Here is a 23,114-nt window from a genome sequence, read left to right on the forward strand (position 1 = left end):
GCGGCAGCGGCGGCGCAGGCGGAAGCGGCGGCGCAGGCGGCAGCGGCGGCGCAGGCGGCAGCGGCGGCGCAGGCGGAAGCGGCGGCGCGGGCGGTAGCGGCGGCGCGGGCGGCAGCGGCGGCGCGGGTGGCAGCGGCGGCGCGGGCGGCGGCGGTGGTTCGCCTTCGACGCCGGGCCCCACCGAAGAGGGCGGCTGCACGTGCTCGGCGGCAGGTGATTCCACCTCCACGGGCATGGAATCCGTGGCCCTTCCCATGGCCGGAATCCTCCTCGCCCTCGCGCGAGGCCGTCGCCGTATGCGACGCTGACCGCGAGCCATGTAGGACCGCTCCCGCGTCCACGGCGGCCGGATGTACGGCGCTCGGCAAGCGTGCTAGGCATCCGCCCCTTCAAGATGATCCCCACGCATTCAGGGCGCTTTTGGGTCCTCGCGTTCCTCCTCCCGACCGTCTGGGCGTGCTCTCCAGCGCCGACCCCCGCGACATCGAACCTGCCGCCAGGCACGGAGCATTCATCCGCTCCCACGCCGCCCTCGATCATCGCCGACGTCACGCTCGGCAAGGAGCACGGGTGCGTGCGGATGACCGACGGCCGTGTCCGCTGCTGGGGCAAAAACACGCGTGGCCAGCTCGGCACCGGCGATGACGCCCCCTCCAGCACCCTCCGCGACGTCGAGGGCGTGCGGGACGTGCGCGAGCTCCACGCCTTCGGCGACAGCACCTGCGCGGTCAAGCGTGACGGCACCGTATGGTGCTGGGGCGACTGGTCCGTGTCCCTCTCGACGGTGCAAGGGGTCCGGGAGACCTGCGGCAAATCCCCGGAGCCGGCGCGCCTCTGTCAGCGCACGCCGGTCGCGCTGTACGGGCTCACCGGCGTCACCTCGCTCGAGATCGAAACATCACGCGCGTGCGTGCGCACCGAGCAGGGGCCCGTCGAGTGCTGGGGGCAGGAAAGTCATAGCACGATACGACTTCACCGGGACCGCGAGAAGCTTGGCGCCGTGCCCAAGATCCGCGTCGGAGACCTGACGCGCTGCCTTCTCACCGAAGCCGGTACGGCCGACTGCGCCACCTGGGGACGCGACCGCTCCGAGCCTTGGCCCTTGCCGGCAGCTTGGGGCGCCGTGGATGACATTCGCATGAATCAAGAAGGCACGCGGGCCTGCGCGAAGCTCCGGCAGGGCGGCGACTGGCGTTGTGCTCCGGTCGGGGCGACCTCGTGGATGATGGAGGCCGAGAAGCAGGAGGGCTCTTTTCGAGGGTCCAAGCAGATCGAGCTGGCGCGGCAGAACGGATGCTCTCTCGGGGAGGACGGGCGTGTACGCTGCTGGGGCCTGAACTACTGCAACCAGCTTGGTCAACCCTCCTCGACGAAACAAACCGAGCGAGCCTCCGATCAACCGATCGAGGTTCCGGGGCTGCGTGACGTGGTCTCGCTCTCGGTGGAGCTCGACCGAGCGTGCGCCGTGACCCGCGACGGAAAGCTCGTTTGCTGGGGCGGTCAGCCGGAGCGGCGCACGTACGATCTGACCTCGGCCTACTCGCCGTGGCGTGGCAAGAGCGCCCAGCCGGTGAAAGGGCTCACGAACGTCCGGCAACTCACGGCCGACAACCATTCTTTATGTGCCCTCCGCGACGATGGGGCCGTGCTCTGCTGGGGTGATAACGCGAGCGGCCAGCTCGGCGACGGGACGCAGGCGGATCGCGCGCTGCCGGTACCGGTGCGTGGCCTCTCGAACGCGCAGGATGTCGCGTGCGCGGGGCGTCGGTGCTGCGCTTTGCTACCCGACAAGACGGTCTCCTGCTGGGGATTGCTCGACGGCACGAGCAACTTGAACGCCGTGCGGGAGCCCCGCCCGATTCCCTCGCTCACCAACGTCGTGGATATCGTGGGCGGCTCCATCTCCTACTGCTTCCAGCACGAAGATGGTGCGATTTCTTGTTGGCGCTCGTCGCATCTTTATCCCATTTCACCGGAATACGGAGGCGAGCCACGGCGGACAGCCGCGCGTGACGCAACGCAACTCGTCGTGGGAGGGAATCACGCGTGCATGCGTGACCGCGCCGGACGCGTGCGTTGCTGGGGCTGGAACTACGGCGGGGTGATAAGCTCGCCGGCCATGGGAACGGTCTCGTACACGCCGCTCACGGTTCCGAACCTCGGAACGCGCGGCACCCTCGCGGCTGGACCGTTCGCCATGTACGACGTGACCCCGGAGGGGACCGTCTTTGCCTGGGGCGCGACGAGAAACGCCGACGACAAACGCCCCTTCGTTCCCACCAAGGTCACGAGCTTCGGGTCGGATGTCGTGGCGGTCGTGGACAAGATCAGCCATGTGTGTGTGCTCCGCCGAAATGGCAGCGTGGCCTGCGAAGAACCCCAGTTGGGCGGCCGCAATCAGCTGGAGGATGTTGCCGGGATGAGCAACATCACGGAGCTCGTGCGGGGGGACAAGATGCTTTGCGGGCGCACACGGGCAGGTGGCGTCGTTTGCGCCGGCAGCAACGAGTATGGGCAGTTGGGCGACGGCACCATGGTGTGCACCGCGGAGCCGTTCGAGATCCGCTGATCCTGGTGTCACGCCGCCGGGCAGGGGCTCACTGCGGCGCGCTGATCTGGTTCTCGCAGCACAGGGTGCCCGCCGTGGTGTTGCCGTTGCAGCCGCCGAAATAGCGGTTCGTGGTGCTCCCGCCATAGCCGCAGTTGATCCAGTTGCAGTAGTTCCCCTGCGTGTCCCTGTAGGCGGACTCGGTCAGGTCATACGTGGCGGTCGGCGAGCAGACGCGCATCGGCTCGTTCGTCGGACAGGCATACGTCGCCGTGGTCGACGCGGAGCAGTTGCCGCTCGCGCTGCCCGAGTATTTCAGGTTGGTCGAGGTCCAGTAGTGGTCCATGGGAGCCTCGGCATTCTCCACGCTGGCCGTGCCATACTGGTTGTAGGACGCGTACTCGGCGGCCGTGCACACGTGATAGCCGGCCTTGCACAGGGTGCTCGCCTCGGAATAGGTGACCGAGCCCGCGCAGCCGAACATCTTCTGGTTGTAGAACCGCTGCACGTGCTTGACGTCGTTGGTATCCGCGCACCCGCCCGTGTCCACGGGGACGACCGCATTCTTCATGACGTCCTGGATGTCCTCGACGGCCGTGCCGGGGTGTGCGCCTCCGTTCGCGAACGAGATGTAGGCGAGATCGAGCTCCGGAGAGAACCAGATCCGCGCGAAGGAGAAGATGACGGAACCCTGGCCAATCGCGCCGTTGTGGGTGTAGCGCTTGGCGACGATCTGTGGGCTGGTCGAGATGTACACCGACCCCCACCCGTAGTTGTAATCTTCGTAGTCCCGCCGGAGCACCCTCTGGACGGCCGGAGATCGGTCGCGAAGGAGGAGCGTCGCATACCGCGCGAAATCGTAGACCGTGAAGGCGAGCCCACCCGCTCCCGTCGAGATGCTGTCGTTCGCGTTGTCGTACAGAGAATCACCGTCCCCGTACGTGGCCGCGGTGACTGGAATCACATCCCAATTCGATTTGTAATACCTGGGGTAGTGGTGCCCGGAGGCCCAGACGGGGTCGGGGAAGAAGTGGGCGTTCCAGTAATTGTCGATGGAGGCGTTGCCGGACGAATAATCGAGCCCCGAAGCCGCCAGCATATCGCTCCTCCCCCACGCCCAGCCGACGTCCATCCCGTGCGGCTCGACGACATATTCCTTCACGTACTCCGTGTAATCGTGGACGCCGGCGGGCAGCCACCTGTTGATGACGGCCTGCAGGATCAAGAAGTTCAGGTTCTCGTAGTCCTCTTGGCCGGGTTCGCCGGGGTCCCCGTCGCAATCGGCCAGCATGCCGTTCGGGTACTGGCTCGCACCGATATTGGGGGTGACGGTGCCCATGAGGAACTCTCGCACGATCTGCGGGCGCGTCTTGGTCTGCCAGTTGTTCGGGAAGTCGTGCGCGTAGAGCTGCGTGCTCTGACAATTGTACCCGGAGAGGTGGGCGGCCACCTCTCCGAGCGTGACGTACGCGCGGTCGGTGTTGTCCGCGAAGAAGCGGTAAAAATATTCCGGCGCGAGGTCCAGCGCGTCCGACAGCGGGGTGTCCCAGGACAGGTACACGGTGGGGTTGGTCGAGATGACGACCCCGGACTCGATGAGCTTCGACAGCGCGAGCGCCGTGATGCTCTTGCTGATGGATCCGATGTTGAAGACCGCGTCGTGAGGCATCGCGACCGGATTGACCGCGCCGAGCCTCGCCCAGCCAGCGTTGCCCTTCGCGATGATGTGCTTGCCCGCGATCACCGCGGCGATCATCCCCGGGGTGTTCGCCGTCCCGGGGGTGCCCGGCGAGACGACCGTGTGGTCTTCGAGGAGAGGCGTGAGATCGATGGCGTTGGGATGCACCTGAGGCGGCGCGGCATGGCTGCTCGAGGCGACGAGCAGCGCGAGGCTACCCAACCCCGAAGCGACGAGGGCGGACCGGTTCTTTCTCATGATATTTGTCCTCGGAAGCGAATTCGTGCGCGTGATGAAGCGTTGCGCAGGGAAGATTGCAGGCGCCGTGCCAATCCGAATCCGAGGCGTGACGCGGACGCAAGGGCTCGAATTCCTTCACACGGAGGGGTCGGTGTCACGCGGCCGTGACGGTGTCACGCGGCCGTAACAGCCCGCTGTCATGCGCACGTGACGCCTCTTCGTGATACCCTCGCCGCATGCACGCGCGGACGGCCAACCGTTTTCTGATCGTCATGTCGGCTCTGGCCGGGGCCATGCAGTTGCATTGCGTGAAGCGTGACTTGCCCCTGCACGAGATCGTGGGCTCCTATTCCTTGCACGGCGAGTACGTCGGAACGCGCGTGGTGCTGAAGCCGGACCACACGTTCGTGCTGGAGTGGTGGACCTGCGGGGGTACCCAGAGGGTGCGAGCCCGATGGCATCCATTGGGCAATGGGGAGCTCGGCGTGTCGGGTGTTCCTGCTCCGAAAGAGCCGGATGCCGGCGCGAGCGAACCTGAAAGCGAGGGGATTGCTGACATCTGCACGATCGATCCGACTGCCTGCGGTACGATTCACCTCGACCAGATTCGCATGCGCGTCCTCGGGGATACCCTGGAGCTCAGGTCCTCTCCGGACCCCAATGACGTCCAGAAACTGCCACGCGAGCCGTAGCGTGGATCACCCGGATGTGGCAGCGCTGACCACGCACGATCCGGTCCCGAGGCGAGGGCCCCCGCGCGCTTTCCGTAGTGTTTTCCGCGTCATGCGGTCGTTTTGGGTCTTGTCATCGCCGGCACTTCATGCGAGGGGGACGGAATGCGTACATTCTTCTTGCTCTTTCTGGTTAGTGCGGTCTCGTTGGCCGCGTGTAGCGACGACAACACCGGTGGCGACGGCGGCGCCGGCCCCGGCGGTTCTGGTGGGAGTGGCGGTTCCGGCGGCGGCAGCGATGGCGGCGGCGGCACCGGTGGTCAGGGCGGCGGGTCGTCGACCGGCGGCGGGTCGGCCGCCGGCGGGAGCGGCGGCGGCAGCGCCTGCGCCATCCCGGCGGGCGTCGAATACAACGACATGGGGTGCCTCACGTACACGGGCGCGGCCGCGCTCTGCGGGTTCCCGTCCGACGGGAGCACCTGCAAGCTCGCCGTGAGCTGCATGGCCTCGACCGATGAAGGGCAGTGCAACATCAACTGCGAGATGGGCACCACCATCAAGTGCTACAAGGAAGCCGACGTGCAATGCCTCGTGAGCGCGGTTTGCGCCGGCGACTGCGACGCATTGAAGGCCTGCGGCTTCGTTCTCTGACGGAGCCCGCGGCTCCGGCCCCGGGGCGCGCTCCCCGGGGCCTCGTCCGTGTAGGCTCAGTTCGTGGGGTGGGACCGCCGCGCGCCGCCCGCGCGCCGCTTGACCGACAAGAGGATCCCGAGCGCGCCCAGGAGAAGCAGCGGCGAAGAGGGCGAGCGTTCCGCGTCCTCTACGCTGTAGCTGCAGCCGCCGTCAGGGATGGGCCCGCCGCCGCCGCCAGGGATCGGGCCGCCGCCGCCCTCACCCGCATCGGAGCCGGTTCCCGCGTCGAGCACCTCGCCGGCATCCGTTCCCGCGTCGGGCTCCTCGCCGGCATCCGTCCCAGCGTCGAGCACCTCGCCGGCATCCATTCCCGCGTCGGGCACCTCGCCGCCGTCCGTCCCAGCGTCCTCTGGCTCGACCGGCTCCATGCACGTTCCCGCCGAGCACACGTTCGTCCCATCGCCGCACGTCGTGCCGTCGAGCGGGGCGCAGACCCCATCGACCGGCGCGCCGGCCGCCACGCTGCACGCCATGCAATCGGTCGTGTCGCCGCCGCCGCATGCCGTGTCGCAGCAAACGCCGTCCGAGCAAAAGCCGCTCGGGCAAACGCCGCAGGTCGTGATACGCGAAAGCCGCACGCGAATCGAATCGTAGGGGGCGCCCTCCACGAACCGCGAGAATGCAGCCAGCGTCTCCCCGTCGCCGCGCGAGGCGAGCTCGACGGGCTGGACGATGCCAGGCTCGGTCGAGATGTCGAACGGCGCGCTGACCGTCCCGTCCGGAGCGACGGTCACGCCCCGGAGGATGTCATTCCGCGGGGAAGCCCCGGGCGCGAACCGCGCGACGACGAACAGGCTGCCGTCGAACGCCACGGCCGGACGCTGGTCCCAGTGACTGAAGGCACATCCATTGTAGCCGTACGGGTCCGGGTGCTCGTCGAGCAAAAGCCCCTGGTAATCGAGGATCATTCCATCCGGCGTGACGCGCGCCGCGCGCTCGCGGGTGACCTTCGTCGCGAGATCGAAGGCCCTCCACGTGACCAGGTAGACGCCTCCGCCGAACGCGACGCTCAAACCACAAAGCATCTCGTTCTGGTTCGCGACCGTGAGGCCGCTCGGATCGATCATCGTCGCGTTCGCGTCGAGGCGCGATGCGCGCAGGATCGTCGCATTGCCGAATCCGGTGCCATTCGGGTCCGAACCCCAGACGTACAAGGCATTCGTGCCGTCGGAGGCGAGGGCGCCGCTGAAGCCCCAGGGCAGGTCCGAGAGCTCGGTGACGTTCCCTTGCGCATCGATGCGGAAGGGGATCCGGGCGCTGTAGAGACCGCCGAATGCATATTGAAGCACGAGCAGCGTGTCGCCCGCGACCTTCGTCGCCGCGACGACCTGGTATTCTCCGAGTTGAATGGGCGGGTTGTCGAGCAACATCCCCTGGCCGTCCACGCGCGCCGCTCGAAGCGAGTTCTGCTCCTCCAGAGCCCCCGCCTGGCGGTCGAACGCAGACCACACGAGAAGGGTCGACTGCCCGTCCGAGATCACGCGTGGATCACGCTGATGGAGCGGGCCTATGGCCAGCGGCAGCCCCGACATGTCGAGCGCCTGCCCAGCGGGAGAAATACGCGTCGCAAGGATGTCCATGGAGCCAGGCGCCGCGTAGTCGCGATCGTCTTCCCAGGCGACGAGGTAATTCTGCCCATTCCAGGCAAGCGATACGTCCGTCTGGCTGTTTGCGCTCGCCGAGATCAGGATCGGCGTCGCATCGATCTGCGTTCCATCCATCCCGTAGCGCGCCCCCACGACGTCGGCGGAGTCGGGCGCGCCATAGTCGTTCCCCGCAAACGCGGACCAGGCGAGAAACGCGTTCGTTCCATCGGACGTAATGGCCACGTCCCTGCCCGCCGTCGTGAGGATGCTCGGCGCCGGATCCAAAAAGCCTCCCTGCGCGTCCAGCCGAAGGAGCCTCAGCGTTCCGCCCGATTCGACGAGCTCCACCTCCCACCTGTTGCTCGACGCCATGAGGAACCCGGCGCTCGTCTTCAGGAGGGCGACACGAATGAGCTCTTCGTAGCCGACATCGGCGCTCGCGAGCGTGGCCGGTGCCCCGAGCGGCACGGCCGCGGCCGACACGCGGACCGTATGAAATGTCCTCTGGGTCCAGGCCGTCTCCCACGCGACGAGATAGTTCGTCCCATCGAAGACCACGGCCGGCGCGCTGATGAACTCGTCGCCCGTGTAATCGGCCAGCGTGGGCGCGAGGTCGACGCCGCCCGGGTCGAGCACGGCCCCCTGGGCGTCGATACGCGCGCCGCGGAGATTGCCGTTCGAATGCCAGACCATCAGCGTGTCGGCGCCCGCAGAAGCGAGCCCGAGCCCGCTGAAACTCCAGGACGGGCCCGCGATGGAGGCGATGCCGCCCGGATCGAGGACGGCGCCGGCGGGTGTGATTCGCGCGTGGCGGAGGCCGGCCGGGGCATCGGTGCTCGACCAGGCCACGACGAACTGCCCCGCCGCATAGGCAACGGAAAATCCCCGGCCTGCGGAGCCGACGCCGCCAATCGTGATCGGGGTCGGGTCGAGCACAGCGCCGCTCGGATCCACCCGCACGGCCTGGAGCTCGCTGCCGTTCAGGAAAGCGACGAGAAACACGCCTCCGCCCACCGCGACGCGTGGCTCGCTCCCCGTCGCGAGACCGAGCCCGTACGGATCGAGAACCGTGCCGTCGGGCATGATACGCGCGCCGTAAATCCTCGCCGGCGCGCCGCGGCCGTCGTACCAGACGGCGAGGTGCTGCGTGCCGTCGAAGGCCACCGAGGTCGAATCCTCGGCGAAGCCGGCCGGGCCAAAGAGGGGGGTATCCGTGCCCGTCTCGGGTGAAATGAGCGGGTCGAGCACGGCCGGGTAGGCGGACGTCTCCACGAGGTTCGCCGCGACGCGCATTTCGAGGCCCCCGGGCACGGCGCGCACGGGCACGTCGGCGCGGGCGCCGCGGGCGTCGATCCAGGTCGCATGCCCGACCCGGGCGCCGAGCCCGGTTTCGCGATCCGCGAAGCGATGCCCTGCCGCGCCTTCGCCCGCATACGCCTGGCCGGAGACCCGGAGGCGAACGGTGACGTCTCCTTCGCCCTCGGGGCGCGCGGGGAACGTGTAACTCAGCTCCACGCCCTCCGGCATGGGCCGTAGGTGTTGCGCGACCTCTCCCCGGTCGATGACCAGCTCGCCGCCCGCGTCGACGGCCGATTTTGAGGCGGACGCGGCCTGGCCGAGCGAGCGGCTGCCGCGCGTGACGTCCGTCGTTTCGATACGGAGCGGCGACGGGCGCGCGGCGGGGGTGTTTGCCCTTCCGTCGGCGAGGGGCGCGAGCTCGAATGCTTCCGTGGAGGCGCGCACGGCATAACGGTCACCCCCTGCGGTCCATACGCCCTCGCCGCCGCGGAAGGCGGGGAGGAGCGGCGACGGCGAACCCAGCGCGGCGGGCGAGGGCGCGCGCGCCGACGTCGCCCCGACGGCGAGGGCGGCGGCGGCGCCGAGGAGAAGCAACGCGCCGTAAGCGAGCCGTGCGGCGCGTGGAGGCCTCATCGGCCGATGCATCCCAGAGCAATCGTTCATCAAGACTTCTTCCTTTCTCGTCGAGCGTGCGGTCATCGGGCGTGTCCGAAGGCCCTACGGTGGGCTTGCAAGGAAATGGGCGTGACGCGGCCGAGCCGCATCACGCCAGACTTTCACGATGCTACACGTCGGTACGGACGAGCACCATGGTGCTTCCGCGATCAGCAGGGATTGCGCGGGACGGGCTCCCGCCCGTTCGTCCGCCTCATGTTAAGCAACTGTTAGCGACGCACTCCGCCCGCGGCGCGGGTGGTAGTCTGCGCCGATGATGCCCGTGGAGAGGACCTCGACCTCGATCGTGTTCATCGAGGACGACGAGAAGCTCGCGCGACTCACGGCGCGATACCTGGAGTCCCACAACGTCCGCGTCACGCTGGCGACCGATCCCCGCGAAGGGATCGCCGCTGTCCTGCGCGAGCACCCCGACGTCGTCCTCCTCGACCTCATGCTCCCCGAGATCGACGGCTTCGAGGTCTGCCAGCGCCTCCGGGCCCGCGTCCACACCCCGATCATCATGGTCACCGCGCGCGGCGAAGAGGCCGATCGCGTGATGGGCCTCGAAGGCGGCGCAGACGACTACCTGCCCAAACCCTTTTCCGCGCGCGAGCTCCTTGCGCGCATCCGAGCGCACGCGCGCCGCGCCCGCGGCCTCGCGGGTCCTCCGGCCGAGCGCCAGATCGTCGCCGGCTCCCTCACCATCGACCCTTGCGCTCGCCGGGCCATCTTCGGCGGGATGGAGCTCGCGCTCACGACCTACGAGTTCGACCTCCTGCACGCCCTCGCCGAGCGGGCTGGGCGCGTGCTCACGCGCGAGCAGCTCGTGGATCTCGTGCGCGGCAGCGCGGACGAGGCCTTTGATCGTTCGATCGACGTGCACGTCTCGCACCTCCGGAAGAAGCTCGGCGACGACCCGAAAAACCCCCGGATCATCAAGACCGTGCGCGGCATCGGATACGTGTTCGCGATCGACCGGATGTGAGCCATGGCCCTCCGTGACGTCCTGCGCACGCGCCTGGCCCTCCGCATCTACCTCGTGGGCCTCGCGCAATTCGCGGTGGTCGCGGCGGGCTTCATCGCCATCCTCGAGCTCAACCGGCCCAAGGGGTTCCCCCACGAGCACCAGGTTCGCTTCTTTCACGCGATGATCACGCGGGAGATGGATAACCCGCGCGAGCTCCAGGGCGTGCTCGATCTCATGCAGACCGAGCTGCACGCCACGGTCACCGTGATGGATCCGGACGGCGCCGTCTTCGCGACGAACGCGCCCGGCGCGCCGCCCCGCTGTATGCCGCCGAGGCCGGGAAAATTCCTCGAGGATCGGCCTCCGCCTTGTCACGTGAAGCTCGTGCGTTTTCCCGATGGCCGCGAAGGGCGCATCGAGCAACTCGCCCCATTTCGACCGCCGCCGGGACCACCCATCACCGGGCCCCGCCTGGTCGCGATGGTCCTCGTGGTCGTGGGGATCTCGTCGTGGCTGCTCGCGCGCACGCTCACGCGGCCGCTGCGCCGCCTGTCTTCCGCGGCGCGCGCGTTCGGCGGCGGTGATCTGAAGGCCCGCGCCGCACTGCCGAACCGCGACGAGCTCGGCGACGTCTCGCGCGCGTTCGACGAGATGGCCGAGCGCGTGACCGAGCTTTTGCGGGCCGAACGGGAGCTGCTCGCGAACGTCTCGCACGAGCTGCGCACGCCGCTCTCGCGCATTCGAATGGCCCTCGCGCTCGTCTCCGAGGCGGAGGGCGACGTCGCCGTCGCGCGGGAGATGCTCGGCGAGATTGCCGGGGATCTCGACGAGCTCGAGCGGCTCATCTCGGACGTCCTCACGGCCGCGCGGCTCGATCTCGAGGATGTGGAATCACACGCCGGCATTCCTCCGCTGCGTCGCGAGCGCGTCGACGTCCATGAATTGCTCACGCATGCCGCGTCGCGTTTCCGCACGGCGCACCCCCAGCGGTCGCTCAGGGTCGACGTGCCCGCGGATTTGCCCTCGGTGGACGCGGATCCCGTGCTCTTGCGGCGGGTCTTCGACAACCTGCTCGAGAATGCCCACAAGTACACGGACAAGGCCTCGGAGCCGGTCGAGCTCGTCGCGCGCGCCGGCGAGGACATCACGGTCGAGGTGATCGACAAGGGCATCGGGATTGCGGCGGCGGACCTCTCGCGCGTGTTTCGACCGTTCTTCCGGGTCGACAAGAGCCGCACCCGCGCGACCGGGGGCCTCGGCCTCGGGCTCCCGCTCGCGAAGCGGATCATCGACGCCCACGGCGGCAAGATCGAGCTCGTGAGCGCGCCGAACGAGGGCACCCGCGCATGCGTGCGGCTCCCGATTGCACATCTTCCGTCGGCTTAACACTCCGTTAACACGAATCTCGTACGCTCGCAGGCATGCGATTCCGTCTCGCTTCGATCCTCCTCTTCACATCGGCTTTCACGGGGTGCACCGCCGAGGATCCCGTGGCGTCGATCTTCGACCCGGCCAAGCTCCACAAGGTCGAGATCACGGTCGCTTCGACGCACCTCGACACGCTCGGGAACAATCTCGACGAGCGCGTGCCTTGCGACATCGTCTACGACGGCGAGCTCGTCGCGGGGTCCGGCATCCGACAGAAGGGCAATACGCTCGTGGATCTCGACGACAAGCCGAGCTTTTCCGTAAAGTTCGACGAGTTCGACGAGCAGGCGAAGCTCTACGGGCTGAACAAGCTCCTGCTGAACAGCTCGAAGCAGGATCCCAGCTTTCTGCGCAGCCGGCTCGGCTCGGACGTGCACCTGCGCGCCGGCATCCCCGCCGCGCGCGTCGCGCACGCGCAGGTGACGCTGAACGGCGTGGACAAGGGGATCTACGTGGTGGTCGAGGCCATCGACAAGGATTTCCTCCGGAGCCACTTCGGCGAAGAGTATGCCGAGGGCAACCTGTACGAGGGCCCCTGCTGCGGCGATTTCGTCGACGACATCGATCACATGGAGCTCGAGGACGAAAAAAAGGACGGCAGGACCCGGGACGATCTCGTCGCACTCGCCCAGATCATCCAGGACACGCCCGACGCGGAGTTCGCCGACGCGCTCGAAAAGCGGCTCGATCTCGGCCGGTTCATGAAGAGCTACGCGCTCGAAGCGCTGCTCGGCCACTGGGACGGCTTCGCGTTCCGGGCGAACAACCATTACATCTACAACACCCCCGCCACCGGGCTCCTCGTGTTCATGCCCCATGGAATGGATCGCATCCTCGACGATCCGGCATTCGACCCCGAGACCACGCCCGTGACCAAGCTGCCGCTCCGGATCCGCGCGATCGAGGCACTCGACATGGAGTTTCACGCAGAGCTCACCGAGCTCGCTCGCACCGCGTGGGACGAGAACTCCATGCAGGCGGCCATCAATCAGGCAGCCGCGGTGCTGCACACGGCCAGTTCGGGGGAACAGACGAAGAAGGATCTCGCCGATTTCGACGCGAGCATCCCCGAACTCCGCAACATCGTGACCGTGCGCAGCGACAAGATCGCCCCCACGCCCTGAAACGAGGCGCGCCGTGGACAACATCATCGAGCGTTACGAGTACAAATACCTGGTCCCGGAAGGTCTCGTCCCGGCCGTCCGCGCGACGGCGCGCGCGACGTCGAAGATCGACAAGTACGCCGGGCCCGACGGGACGTACCGCATTCGATCGCTGTACTTCGATACGGACCGCTACGACCTCTTCTGGGCCAACGAGCGGGAGCAGCCCGATCGATTCAAGCTGCGGGCCCGCTGTTACCCCGCGAGCAAGGAGAGCCCAGTTTTTCTGGAGGTGAAGCGGCGCGTGCTCGACGTCATCGTCAAGACGCGCGCCGCCATGCCCGCAGCCGCGTGGCGGGACGTGCTCGCCGGCAAGGAATCCGCGCTCGCCGCGCTCTCGCCCGGCGCGCGGTCGGGGGCGATGCGGTTCCTCGCGCCATATCACCGGCACCACATTCACCCGGTGCTGCTCGTCGAATACGAGCGCGAGGCCTACATCAGCGAGATCGACACGTACGCGCGGCTCACGTTCGATCGAAAGATCGCGGTGCAGCCGCAAGAATCACTCGATCTCGAAGCCATCCCGGGGCGGTGGCGGTCGATCGATCACCGGGCACAGACGCGGACCGAGGAGCCCGTGTGCGTCCTCGAGCTCAAATTCGAGCGGCGCCCGCCCCGGTGGATGGTCTCGCTCGTCCAGCGGCTCGACCTGATCCGCTATTCCTTCTCGAAGTATTGTTATGGAGTGACCGCGGAGCTGACGCTCCCAGATGCGCGCATTCCCGGCTGACGTTACCTGGCGCCGCGCAGGGGGCTCGTCGGGCAACCGTTGCGCCGGGGCGCTGCCCCGGGCCCCGCGGGGGCTGTTCGCCCCTCGACCCGAACCAGGGCAAGCCCTGGACCTTTGGTGGAAGAACTGCGCGGTGCGCAGTTCTTCCAAGGGCCAGTGGCAAGACCGTGAAGGTTCGTTTCGCGCTGTCGGCGTCATGGGTCGAGACGTCAGCGCTGCTGTTTTGGCTGGCAGGCTCGCCGCCAGTCTTGACTCGGCCTGTTCGATGAACTGCGCATCGCGCAGTTCATCGACCACGAGTCCAGCGCTTGCGCTGGTCCGGGTCCCGGGGTGGACAACCCCGGGTGGGGCCTGGGGCAACGCCCCAGCTCAGCGTCACCTGGCGCCGCGGGAGGCGGCGGCCGGGAAGTGGCCGCCGACGGCGCGCCGGAGCTCGGAGACGGCGGTGCGATAACGGCGCACGAGTGCGAGGAGGCGGAGCTCGACTTTGACGCGTTGCGCGTCGACGGAGAGTGCCTCGACGACGTCGACGTTGCGGCCTTCGAGTGCTCGTTTCGACGCGGTCCCGGCTTGCGCGGCCGCGGGGAGGGCGCGGGTGCGGAATTCGGTGACGAGTGCGCGTGAGGCCTCGGCTTCGCGCAGGCGCGCGCGCACCTCGCGGGCGACCTGCTCGACCTCGCCGGCGAGGGCGCGCTCGGACGAGGTCTTCGCCGCGCCGGCGGCGGCGGCGCCTGCGCGATTCGTGTCGAAAATGGGCAGCTCCACGCCGGCCTGGAACGTCCAGGCGAGGCCCGTCAGCGTGCCTGGCGTGGCCGGCGTGCCCGGCGTGAATTGATATCCGAGCTCGACGAACGAAAACCATGGAAAACGCCGCGCGCGCTCGGCGTATGCGCGGGCGTCGGCCGCGTCGATCCGCGCGGCTGCAATGGCGACCTCGGGCCTGCGCCGGAGCGCTTCTTCGATGAGGGCCTGCTCCGAAGGGAGATCCGGGGGAGGCCACGCGAGTGGCGGCTCGCCGACGACCTCCACGGATGCCCCGGGTTCGAGGCCGATCCGATCGAGCAATTCGCCGAGCACCTCGCGCCGGTGCGCCTGTTGCTCGGCCAGATCCGATTCGGCCTCGACCGCTGCGAGCTCGGCCATGGCCTCGTCGATCGACGTCGCTTCCGCTGCGGCGAGACGGTTTTTCATTTGCGCCGCGAGGGCCCTTCTTGCCTCGGCGACCGCACGCGCTGCGGCGATCTCCGCGTCAATCAGCGCGACGTCGTCGAAGAGCCAGCGGACATCGGCCTCGATTGTGATCTCCTCGGCGCGCGCCTCGGCCTGCGCCTCGGCCTGCTCGGCGCGCGCCTCCGCGACCTCCGCGTCCACGTCTCCTGGCCGATCGGGCGAAAAACGAACCGCCGTGCGGATCTGCGGCTCGCCCTCGACGAATTGATTGAGACGGATCTGCGAGATCCGGAGCTCCGGATTCGTGTGCTTGTTCGCCGCGGCGATGCCCGCCTCGGCCGTGGCAGCGCCCGCTTCGAGTGCCGAGAGTTGCGCGCTGTTTTTCTTGGCCAGCACGACCGCGTCCTCGACGGTGAGCACGCGGGGTGCCGCGTCGGGCGTGCTCGTTTGGTGCCGCGCCGCATCTCGGCGCGTGGATTCGTCGTGGCGGACGGAGAGCGACCCCCGGGGCCCGAGGCTCTCGCGATACATGGCGATCGCGCGCTCGGAGCCCGACATTTGCAGCGGAACGGAGCAACCTGCGAGCGCCGGGAGCAGCGCTGCGGGGAGCAGGGCTGCGAACGTTTTCACCGTGCCCACGGCACCTCCTCGAATGACGGGACGGAACTGCCCGTATCGAAGACGACCATGAGTTTGCCCGCGGAGAGCGACGGCGTGATGCCCTCCGGTTTGAGCCCCGGAAACCGCTTCACGAGGACCGGCGTGAGCGCGCCGGACGCCGGCGCCTCGATACGCCAGAGCGCCCCGGCGTCGCCGTCCGCCGTCGAGGGCGTCGACGAAATGGCGAGGCTGCCGTCGGGCAGGAACAAAAGATCGGAAATGCCGCCCGGCGTGGGTTTGCCCGCGAACTCCACGTCGACGCGGACGCGCGCCCAGAGCGAGGCGCCGGCGTTCGCCAGGGGCTTCGACGCGAAAAGCGCGCTCGGCGCGGTGACCTGCCAGATCATGGCATTGCCTTGCGCATCGAGAGGAGCCTTGAGGCCGAAGTAAAGAGAGCCTCCTCGGTAGGCGAGCCCCTCGATGTCGAGCGCTCGTGTTCCATTCGGAAGCCCGAGCGCCGCGGCCTGCGCGGGGTCCGCGTCGAGCAATTCTGCGATATGGGCCTCCCCGTCGACACGGAAGCCTCGTCCCTCCTTCCGGAGGCGCAAGAGTGCCGTCCGCGCGGGCTTCCGTTTTCCCCGCTTGCTGTAGCTCTGCGACGACAAGAGGTAAATCTCGCCCGCATCGCCGACGGCAATCGCCTCGACGTCCGAGAGCTCGTCGATGCCGTCCACCTGCAAAGGCTCCGGCTCGATTGCGCCGTCCTTGGACATTCCAAAGACCCAGGGCACGCCCTCCGTGTCCTTCTGGCCCGTATCGTCACTGACGACGAGATAACGACCTTCGGCCTCACGCGAGAGGACCCCGGACGGCTCGAATCGCGTCCGTTTCGCCAGCACGTCCGGAAGCTTGATCGGGAGCACGCTCGCCGGGAGGGAATTCGTGATCGCCGGAGGTGCACCGGATGCGGGCGGCGCCGAGGATGGCTCGAATACGACATCGAAGGCTTGACCCGCGACGACGTCGAGAGGGGCGTCGAGCTCGACCGTGATTTCGCGTCCCCACATCGGGACCTTGGGCGAGTTCCAGCAGCGCATGGGGAGCTCCGCCACGAGCGGGCCGAGCGCGATGGTTTTTCCCTGCAGCGGGCCGCTCGCTTGCCCTCGAATCCATAGTTTCGCGCCGTCGCCTTCGCGCAAGCCGAGGGAGACGCGCTCCGGGACGCACGTGACCACGCGCGCGCCGCCGCTCACGATATTGAGGACCGGATCCCCGGCCACGGCGACCTCGCCGGGCTGCTTCAGGACCGTCGCCACGCGCCCGCGCCGCGTCGCGCGGAGCGCGTACCCCGCGCGCCTTTGCTTCAAGAGCTCGATGGTTCGCTCGGCGAAACGCACGTCCGCGGCGAGCTTCTCCGCGGTCGCGGAGTCCTCCTGCTTTGCCGCCTTGCGCCGCGCTTCGGCCGTCTGGATCTGCTTCGCCAAAAGCTTCAAGGTCCGCGGCTTCTCCGCGGCGAGCGCCGCGGCTGCGGCGCGTTGCAGGTCGACCTTGGCGAGCTCCTCGAAGACCACCTGTCGGTCCTCCACGAGCTGCTTCACCCGCGCCATTTCGCCGTCCAGCACCTTCGCCTCGGCGGTCACCTGGAGGTGTTCCTCGCGTTGCTTTGCCGCCTCGCGCTCGAGGGACGCGAGGTCCGCGTCGAGCTTCTGCAACATCTCGGCTTCCGCGGCGCGCACGTCCGCCTCGAGCCGCGTCTTCTCCGCCTCCGCGACGGCGATCTCCGCGTCGATCGCGGACGTGTCGAGCTCCGCGACGATCTGCCCCGGCGTGACCTCGTCGCCGACACGCACGTGAACCGCCGCGACCTTGGCGATCTCCGTCGGCGCGATGGCCTCTGGTGTCGCTTCGGCGAACCCCACGACGTGCCCGTGCGCGCCGCCGCCAAAGTGCAGCCCCGCCGCGGCGCCGAGCGTGCCCACGAGGCAAATCCCGGGCGCGAAACGCTGGAGGGCCGCTTGCATTCGATGGAGGGTCTTCGTCGATTTCATGGCTACAGATCCAGCGTCGGCTCCTGCAGCAGCAAGGCGACGTCCTGCACCCCCGGAATGGACTTCAGGTTCGAGACGAGCGGCGAGCGCAGATCCGGCGTACGGACGCTGATCTGGTACGCATGCTCCATGATCGTCCCTTGCGCTGCCTCGCGCAGCGTGACGAGCGCGAAGGACCTGCAATGTGTCCTCAGGATCTTCATGATGGCCTCCTCCGCCTCCGGCCCCGAAGGCGCCGCGAAGCGGAGGAGCCCATCCGGCTGATGGCGTGCGCCATACCCGGTGAAATGAAGCAGCACGAATCCGATCGCGAAGATGATCGTGCCCAGGATCGCCGCGCCGTGCGCCTGGGCGCCGGTCGCCATCCCGACGCCCAGGGCCGCGAAGATGAAGATGATATCGCGCGGATCACGCAGCGAGGTGCGGAACCGGACCGCCGAGAGCCCCCCCGCCATGCCGATCCCCGCGGCGATGCTGCTGCCCACGGCGAGCATCAGCATGCACGTGATCACGCTGCCCATGGCCATTCCGTGCACCGTGGACCGCGAATACGAGAGGCCGCGGAAGGTCGCCATGTACACGACCGCGATGGCCTGGCCCAGCCCGAAGGCGAGCAGGAGGGAGACGAGTGCCTTGCGCCATTCGAATGCATCCCCCTGAGTGAGCGGTTCGAGCCATTCCATGATGCGGCGTGTTCCTCGTGGCAATCGTGGGCGAGAGGTTTCAGGTGGTCACGGTCCGAGGTACGCGGCCACGTCGACCGGCCGCTCCTTCGCGTGGGCGATCACGCCGGCGAGGCCCTCGTCGAACGCGGCGGGCGACGCGAGGAACGTATACCCCGGCTGCTCGCCCTCCGCGCCGACGACGTACGGCGCGATGAGATCGTGGGCGGCCTTGAATCGCGTCTCCATGCTCGCGGCCTCGTAATCCTTCTCGACCGCGAGCGCGACGTAGCCGCGATACTTCTCGAGGTACACCGGATCGTCGAGGAGGTACCGGATGAGCGGCCATTGATCGGTGATCTCGGCCATCCCGAGCGACATGGCCTGCCCGCCGAACCCTCCGCCCGACGCGGCGGGGAACGCGAAGCTGTGGTCCCAGGGGATCCACGTGAACTGCGCGTCCTTCTCGGGATCCGCGTACATGTAATAATTGTGCGGCATGCGGCCGTACTGATCCCAGTCCTCGATCACCGCGTTCAGCGCGAGCCAATGCAAGAAACCATCGACGTCGAGCCGGGCTTCGAGGCCGGCGCGAAAGGCCGCGGCGTCGGTCTTGTCGGCGTGCAGCGCGTCGAAGAGCGCCTGCGCGTCCGAAAAATCGGCCTCGTCCTCGTTGTTTTCCTTGCCGAGCGTGTCGGGGTCCCAGGTCTGCCACCGCGCGCCTGCGCCGTCGGGCTTGTACATGTTGCCCTTGTGGCCGCCGAAATGCGTGTCCATGAACGATTCGTCCGAGGGCAGCTCGATTCCCGTATACAGCCCGAAGTATTTCAGGCCCTCGCCGTGATCGATGAACACGCGGTAAAACGCGGTCGCGGGCGCCGGGATCCCCGCGTTCACGAAGACCTCGGTGCCGATCTTGTCGCGCAGGAGCGAGGAATCGCTCGCGGAGTTCGAGAAGCTCAGCGCATCGAACCCGTAGAACCGCTGGTTCTTCGTCTCCGGGTACGTGTCCTCGTACTTGTCCCAGTTGAAGCGCAGCGGCAGCTTCCAGATGCCCTGGCTCCAGGTCATGGCCAGGCTCGAATTGCCCTTGAAGCGAATGCCGACGTGCTGCCAGCTCCGATCCTCGGTCTTGACGTCACACTCGACATAGATGGGCGTGCGGGGGAGCAGATCGACACCGCCTTCGCCACCCGGCCCGCCCGGGCCGCCGGGGCCGCCGGGGCCGCCCTCCGGGAAGCAGAGCAGGGTGCCCATGGCATCCGTGCACGTCCCCTGGGACTCGACGCCATTGAGCGTGACCGTGCAAGCATCGCCGGCCGCGAGGCCATTACAAGCCTCGGCGAGCTCCGGCGGCGGTCCGCCGCCGCCGGGCCCGCCCGGCCCACCCGGGCCGCCCATGCCTTCGCCGAACGTGCCGAGCATGTCGGTCATGTCGGCGACCATCGCCTGCCAGTTCTCAGGCGAAATGGTGATGTCGATGCGAGGAACCCGATCCTGCGGGAAGGCGGCCGCGTAATCGGGATCCTCCGAACCGCTGCCGCCCTCGCCGCCGCTTCCGCCGTTTCCGCCGCCGCCCTCGCCGGCGCTGCCGCCCGATCCGCCGCTTCCCCCCGCGCCCGCGCCCGTCTCGGCGCTGGGATCGGAGGAACCGCAGCCCTGGATCGCCAAGGTCAAAAGCGAAGCGAACGGCAGCACAACATGCAGGAACCGCATTTTCATCAGTCACTCCCCAAGTTCAAGGTTCGAGTCGACTGTATGTCGGGACTGCGGCGCTGATGTTACAGGATCGTGTGCGATTGTTAAGCAGGCGAATCTCGCGGCGTCGGGAACGTCGCGCTCACTCGTTCCCGCGGCCGGGGTAGGGGCGTGCTTGCTTGATGTAGAGCGTGGGCGTCTCGCCCGGGGCGGCCTCGTCGTCGAACTTGAATTCGATGTCCATCGCGTACCAGCCGTTGTTCCCCGCGGCCGGCCCATACGCGGGGGAGAAGCGCGCGTGGATGGCGTCGAGGGCCACGCCGAGCTGATGGATCTGCGCCGTCGTGAGGACACGCTCGCCCCCGGGCAGCAAGCTCGAATGCGTGAGGTACGTGATCGGCTGGTTCGGCTGCGTGAAGTAGTAGAGGAACTGATCGCTGGTCACGCCGGGCGGCGGGGCCACGACCTCCACGTCGCCGCCATACTGGACGTTCACGTAAAATGCGGGATCGACCCCCGCCTCGTCGAACGGATTCGCCGTGACGGCCACGCCGTTCGCCTCCTCGTCCGGGAAGTTGTGGTGCACGAGCAGGGCCATGCCGATCGATTTGTGATCGATGCCGTAATAGCTGCGCTCCTCGAACGTGCGGAAGAGCCAGGCGCTCGCGTAGGTCTCGCGGATGGCGTCGAGCACGTCCGGCCAGTCGGTCGGGTCGCCCGTATGCGACTCGTAGCAACCGGCGCAGGGGAAGCCCTCGAGATCTTCGCTGTTCGTGCTGGTGCGGAAGCGCATCTTGTGCGTCCCGTATTCGGCCGCGATCTTCTCCTGGAGGAGCGTCTGGAATGCGGCGTCGATGGGAGCCTCCTCCATGGCCTTGCGCAGGTCCGAAAGCTTCAGATCGCGGACGGCCGCGTCCGCCTGGAACGTGGGATCCGCGAGCAGCGCGTCGATCTGATCGTAGAACCCGTTCTGCTTCATGAACTGGTCGTAGTAATAGACCGGGATCGCGAAGGCCTTCTGGATCGGGACGTTCTCGGTCCGGACGAGGATCGAGTAATGCGCGGCCTTTCCGCCGAACGCGAGCACCGATTTCTTGATCGCGTCCCGCAAGGACGCGCCCGCCGCCGGCTCGGGCGTCACGTCCTCGAGGTCCCACAGGCCCGTGACCGAGAGATCCAGCGTCGGGAGCACGACGGGCTCGGGCTTGTGCGCGTCCCAGAAGGCCTGGGCCTCTTCGAGCGTGACCTCGCGGACGGTCCACGTGGAGGCGCCCACCGTGAGCTCGACCAATTTGCCTTCGAGCCCCCGCAGCGTGAGGTTCGTCATGGCATGACGCAGCCCCATGTTCGGCGTGCCTCGGTTCTGGGAGAGCACATTGACGTGAGAGAGCGGCGTCTGGAACTCCTCCGTGACGAGACCCTGGATGACGGAGATGTCGTTCGGCGCCTCGTCGAGCACCACGATGTCCTCGTGGGAGACGTACTCGGTATCGAGGTCCGCGGCCTTCAGGAAGCGGAGCCGGCCCATGGCCGAGCCGAGCGAGAGCGGCTGGTAATCGATCGCCGCATAAAGCTCGTCCGTGGTCTTCACGGGGACGTCGGCGCCAAGCTTGTCCGCCTCCACCGCCACGGCGTCCGACGTGGGGTGGAAGAAGAGGTTTCCGCCGAAGTAGGCCGATTTCGCGACCGTCTTGTACAGCGTCGTGATCATGGCCGCCGAGGCGGTGTCGTAGGGGGCGATTTCGAGCGCCCAGACCTTCGGGCCCTCGTAGTACGTCACCGCGCCGAGCAGGAAGCGGCGATCGGGCGTGTAATACTCGGTCGCGTTGAAGCTCGACAGCTCGGGCACGAGCGGAAGGTCATTGCCCGAGAGGTGCTTCGAGGCGAACTCGTAGTGGATCTTGTAGAGGACGCTGTTCTGGAAGTAGAGCGCATTCTCGTCGGCCTGATCCAGGACGACCTTGACCGAGCGCGCGCCCGGCAGGTCGGCGCGGAGGGGCTCCGAGGCGAGCGCCTGGAAATCCCCGTTGCAGCCGATCACCTGCAAGAACTCCGGGGATTCGCTGCCGCTCGCGAGCTTACATTCGAACACGGGGCCCGCAGGCGCGGCGGTGTCGCTGCACGCAAGCGGCAGCGCGGCGACGAACAAGACGAGACCCAGCGCCGTGGCGGCGCGTTTGTGCAAAGACATGGTTTTCCTCCCGAAGAAAGCTGAAGTCGAGCCGCGAGCCTCAGGGGACCAGCGAGAAGCAATAGAAGCCGCCGTATCCGCCGCCCGAGCCCACGGTGACCGCGCCCGGCAGGGGCCCGCCCATTTCGATGAGGTTCACGCCCGGCGCGCAGCCGGACTCGTTGAGCGAGGACATCCAGTTCGCCATGCTGCCATCCCCGCCGCCCGGCCCCGGGCCGCCGCCGCCGCCGAACCGCGGCCACGAATGCCCCACGCGCGGCCGGCCTTCGCTCGCCAGGTCGCCGAGGTTGCTCGTCCAGTCCTTGCACGTCGCGGTCGCGCTGAAGAGCGTGCCTTCTGCGTTCGTCCCGGTGAGCATGTCGTGGTTGTCGACCTGCCCCTGATTCGGATCGGGCTGGTGGTTCGGGACGCCGTCCTCGTTCGGGAAATCATTGATGATCGCCGCGTCGGCCCCCGCCGGGCGCTCCTGCAGAAGATCGGTCTTGTTCGCCGCGAGCAATCGCCCGAGCCGGTCGTACCAGGGCCCCTCGCCAATTCGATCCTTGGCGTCGACCTGCTGCCCGTCCTCGCCCGCGGTGGCGCTCAGGAACGCGCGCCACGGCTTCTGTCCCGCGCCCGGCATGCTCTTTTCGGCGATCGTCGCGCAGATCTTGTCGGCGCCGCGGAGCCCGGCGCCGGCGCCCGTCTCGCCGAAGCGGAGATCGCCGCCGAACCCCTCGGAACTGCCCGAGAGCTCCTGCAAGGCGCGCAAGCTCGTCACGAAAAAGCTGAATTTTTCGGTCGGGACGCCGCCGCCGGCCCCCGCGTCGCCGCCGCTGCCGCCATTGCCTCCACCACTTCCGCCGGTGCCTTCGCCGCCCGTGCCGCCCGCGCCGCCCGTGCCGCCATTGCCGCCGGACGCGGAGGACGCGCTGCTCCCGGAGCCGCCGTTTCCGAGGTTGAGATCATCACCACTGCTGCTGCCGCAACCCACGACAAACGAGAGCGCCGCGCTGCCCAAGAGGGGCAACGCCCATCGGTGTGCGTTCATGACAAGCTCCTTTCTAGAGCTCGCTGGATTCGTTCCAGCGTATTTTTCGGATGCA

16 protein-coding genes are annotated in these 23,114 nt (G+C 67.9%); 8 read left to right on the forward strand and 8 right to left on the reverse strand.

All coding sequences use genetic code 11. The annotated features are described in order from the left end of the window. Together KEG38_RS40920 and KEG38_RS40925 are read left to right on the forward strand one after the other, a co-directional pair. Window positions 1-308: MYXO-CTERM sorting domain-containing protein (locus KEG38_RS40920; protein WP_272425929.1), on the forward strand; the 308-nt coding region annotated here is incomplete at its 5' end. Window positions 309-394: 86 nt separating this feature from the next. Further along, on the forward strand, window positions 395-2,569 hold the full coding sequence (locus KEG38_RS40925; RefSeq protein WP_272425930.1) for an RCC1 domain-containing protein: 2,175 nt from the start codon (window positions 395-397) through the stop codon (window positions 2,567-2,569). 28 nt (window positions 2,570-2,597) lie between these two features. Here KEG38_RS40925 and KEG38_RS40930 read toward each other — a convergent pair whose 3' ends face one another. Then, window positions 2,598-4,484, reverse strand: coding sequence for a serine hydrolase domain-containing protein (locus KEG38_RS40930; protein WP_272425932.1), 1,887 nt, complete (start codon window positions 4,482-4,484; stop codon window positions 2,598-2,600). A gap of 218 nt (window positions 4,485-4,702) precedes the next feature. On the opposite strand from KEG38_RS40930, the gene KEG38_RS40935 reads away from it, so the two are divergent. Both KEG38_RS40935 and KEG38_RS40940 read left to right on the forward strand, forming a co-directional pair. Continuing rightward, window positions 4,703-5,158, forward strand: a complete 456-nt coding sequence (locus KEG38_RS40935; RefSeq protein ID WP_272425933.1) for a hypothetical protein — start codon at window positions 4,703-4,705, stop codon at window positions 5,156-5,158. 144 nt (window positions 5,159-5,302) lie between these two features. Further along, on the forward strand, window positions 5,303-5,788 hold the full coding sequence (locus KEG38_RS40940; RefSeq protein WP_272425935.1) for a hypothetical protein: 486 nt from the start codon (window positions 5,303-5,305) through the stop codon (window positions 5,786-5,788). A 56-nt stretch (window positions 5,789-5,844) separates the two neighbouring features. On the opposite strand, the gene KEG38_RS40945 is transcribed toward KEG38_RS40940, so the two are convergent. Further along, the gene (locus tag KEG38_RS40945; RefSeq protein WP_272425936.1) at window positions 5,845-9,348 is read right to left on the reverse strand and encodes a hypothetical protein; all 3,504 of its coding nucleotides are present in this window, start codon (window positions 9,346-9,348) and stop codon (window positions 5,845-5,847) included. Between the two features lie 295 nt (window positions 9,349-9,643). Between KEG38_RS40945 and KEG38_RS40950 the strand changes: the two genes are divergently transcribed. The 4 genes from KEG38_RS40950 to KEG38_RS40965 are packed head-to-tail and all read left to right on the forward strand — an operon-like array spanning window position 9,644 to window position 13,660. Continuing rightward, complete coding sequence (locus KEG38_RS40950) at window positions 9,644-10,357, forward strand: response regulator transcription factor (RefSeq protein ID WP_272425938.1); 714 nt, start codon at window positions 9,644-9,646, stop codon at window positions 10,355-10,357. Window positions 10,358-10,360: 3 nt separating this feature from the next. Continuing rightward, window positions 10,361-11,725, forward strand: a complete 1,365-nt coding sequence (locus KEG38_RS40955) for a sensor histidine kinase (RefSeq protein WP_272425940.1) — start codon at window positions 10,361-10,363, stop codon at window positions 11,723-11,725. A 35-nt stretch (window positions 11,726-11,760) separates the two neighbouring features. Beyond that, on the forward strand, window positions 11,761-12,891 hold the full coding sequence (locus tag KEG38_RS40960) for a CotH kinase family protein (RefSeq protein WP_272425942.1): 1,131 nt from the start codon (window positions 11,761-11,763) through the stop codon (window positions 12,889-12,891). Between the two features lie 13 nt (window positions 12,892-12,904). Further along, window positions 12,905-13,660, forward strand: a complete 756-nt coding sequence (locus tag KEG38_RS40965) for a polyphosphate polymerase domain-containing protein (protein WP_272425944.1) — start codon at window positions 12,905-12,907, stop codon at window positions 13,658-13,660. Between the two features lie 375 nt (window positions 13,661-14,035). On the opposite strand, the gene KEG38_RS40970 is transcribed toward KEG38_RS40965, so the two are convergent. From KEG38_RS40970 to KEG38_RS40995, 6 genes are all read right to left on the reverse strand, one after another. After that, on the reverse strand, window positions 14,036-15,469 hold the full coding sequence (locus KEG38_RS40970) for a TolC family protein (RefSeq protein ID WP_272425946.1): 1,434 nt from the start codon (window positions 15,467-15,469) through the stop codon (window positions 14,036-14,038). Beyond that, window positions 15,457-17,478, reverse strand: a complete 2,022-nt coding sequence (locus KEG38_RS40975) for a biotin/lipoyl-binding protein (protein ID WP_272425948.1) — start codon at window positions 17,476-17,478, stop codon at window positions 15,457-15,459. The genes KEG38_RS40970 and KEG38_RS40975 overlap by 13 nt, the downstream gene beginning before the upstream one ends. Window positions 17,479-17,480: 2 nt before the next feature. Beyond that, window positions 17,481-18,161 carry a DUF4956 domain-containing protein gene (locus KEG38_RS40980; protein WP_272425950.1) on the reverse strand — a complete coding sequence of 227 codons (681 nt, stop codon included), beginning with the start codon at window positions 18,159-18,161 and terminating at the stop codon, window positions 17,481-17,483. A 48-nt stretch (window positions 18,162-18,209) separates the two neighbouring features. Further along, the gene (locus tag KEG38_RS40985; RefSeq protein ID WP_272425952.1) at window positions 18,210-19,862 is read right to left on the reverse strand and encodes a CotH kinase family protein; all 1,653 of its coding nucleotides are present in this window, start codon (window positions 19,860-19,862) and stop codon (window positions 18,210-18,212) included. Window positions 19,863-19,980: 118 nt separating this feature from the next. Then, on the reverse strand, window positions 19,981-22,029 hold the full coding sequence (locus KEG38_RS40990; RefSeq protein WP_272425954.1) for a PEP/pyruvate-binding domain-containing protein: 2,049 nt from the start codon (window positions 22,027-22,029) through the stop codon (window positions 19,981-19,983). A gap of 40 nt (window positions 22,030-22,069) precedes the next feature. Then, window positions 22,070-23,059: a hypothetical protein gene (locus KEG38_RS40995; protein ID WP_272425956.1), complete on the reverse strand. Its 990-nt coding sequence runs from the start codon at window positions 23,057-23,059 to the stop codon at window positions 22,070-22,072. Between the last annotated feature and the right edge of the window lie 55 nt (window positions 23,060-23,114).

This window comes from Polyangium jinanense (assembly GCF_028435265.1).
Taxonomy (GTDB): Bacteria; Myxococcota_A; Polyangia; order Polyangiales; family Polyangiaceae; genus Polyangium; species Polyangium jinanense.

Coding starts and splice junctions, on each gene's coding strand:
- KEG38_RS40945 (WP_272425936.1), bottom strand. CDS start 9,348: ATGAGGCCTCCACGCGCCGCACGGCTCGCTTACGGCGCGTTGCTTCTC.
- KEG38_RS40960 (WP_272425942.1), top strand. CDS start 11,761: ATGCGATTCCGTCTCGCTTCGATCCTCCTCTTCACATCGGCTTTCACG.
- KEG38_RS40925 (WP_272425930.1), top strand. CDS start 395: ATGATCCCCACGCATTCAGGGCGCTTTTGGGTCCTCGCGTTCCTCCTC.
- KEG38_RS40940 (WP_272425935.1), top strand. CDS start 5,303: ATGCGTACATTCTTCTTGCTCTTTCTGGTTAGTGCGGTCTCGTTGGCC.
- KEG38_RS40935 (WP_272425933.1), top strand. CDS start 4,703: ATGCACGCGCGGACGGCCAACCGTTTTCTGATCGTCATGTCGGCTCTG.
- KEG38_RS40975 (WP_272425948.1), bottom strand. CDS start 17,478: ATGAAATCGACGAAGACCCTCCATCGAATGCAAGCGGCCCTCCAGCGT.
- KEG38_RS40980 (WP_272425950.1), bottom strand. CDS start 18,161: ATGGAATGGCTCGAACCGCTCACTCAGGGGGATGCATTCGAATGGCGC.
- KEG38_RS40985 (WP_272425952.1), bottom strand. CDS start 19,862: ATGAAAATGCGGTTCCTGCATGTTGTGCTGCCGTTCGCTTCGCTTTTG.
- KEG38_RS40955 (WP_272425940.1), top strand. CDS start 10,361: ATGGCCCTCCGTGACGTCCTGCGCACGCGCCTGGCCCTCCGCATCTAC.
- KEG38_RS40950 (WP_272425938.1), top strand. CDS start 9,644: ATGATGCCCGTGGAGAGGACCTCGACCTCGATCGTGTTCATCGAGGAC.
- KEG38_RS40990 (WP_272425954.1), bottom strand. CDS start 22,029: ATGTCTTTGCACAAACGCGCCGCCACGGCGCTGGGTCTCGTCTTGTTC.
- KEG38_RS40995 (WP_272425956.1), bottom strand. CDS start 23,059: ATGAACGCACACCGATGGGCGTTGCCCCTCTTGGGCAGCGCGGCGCTC.
- KEG38_RS40930 (WP_272425932.1), bottom strand. CDS start 4,484: ATGAGAAAGAACCGGTCCGCCCTCGTCGCTTCGGGGTTGGGTAGCCTC.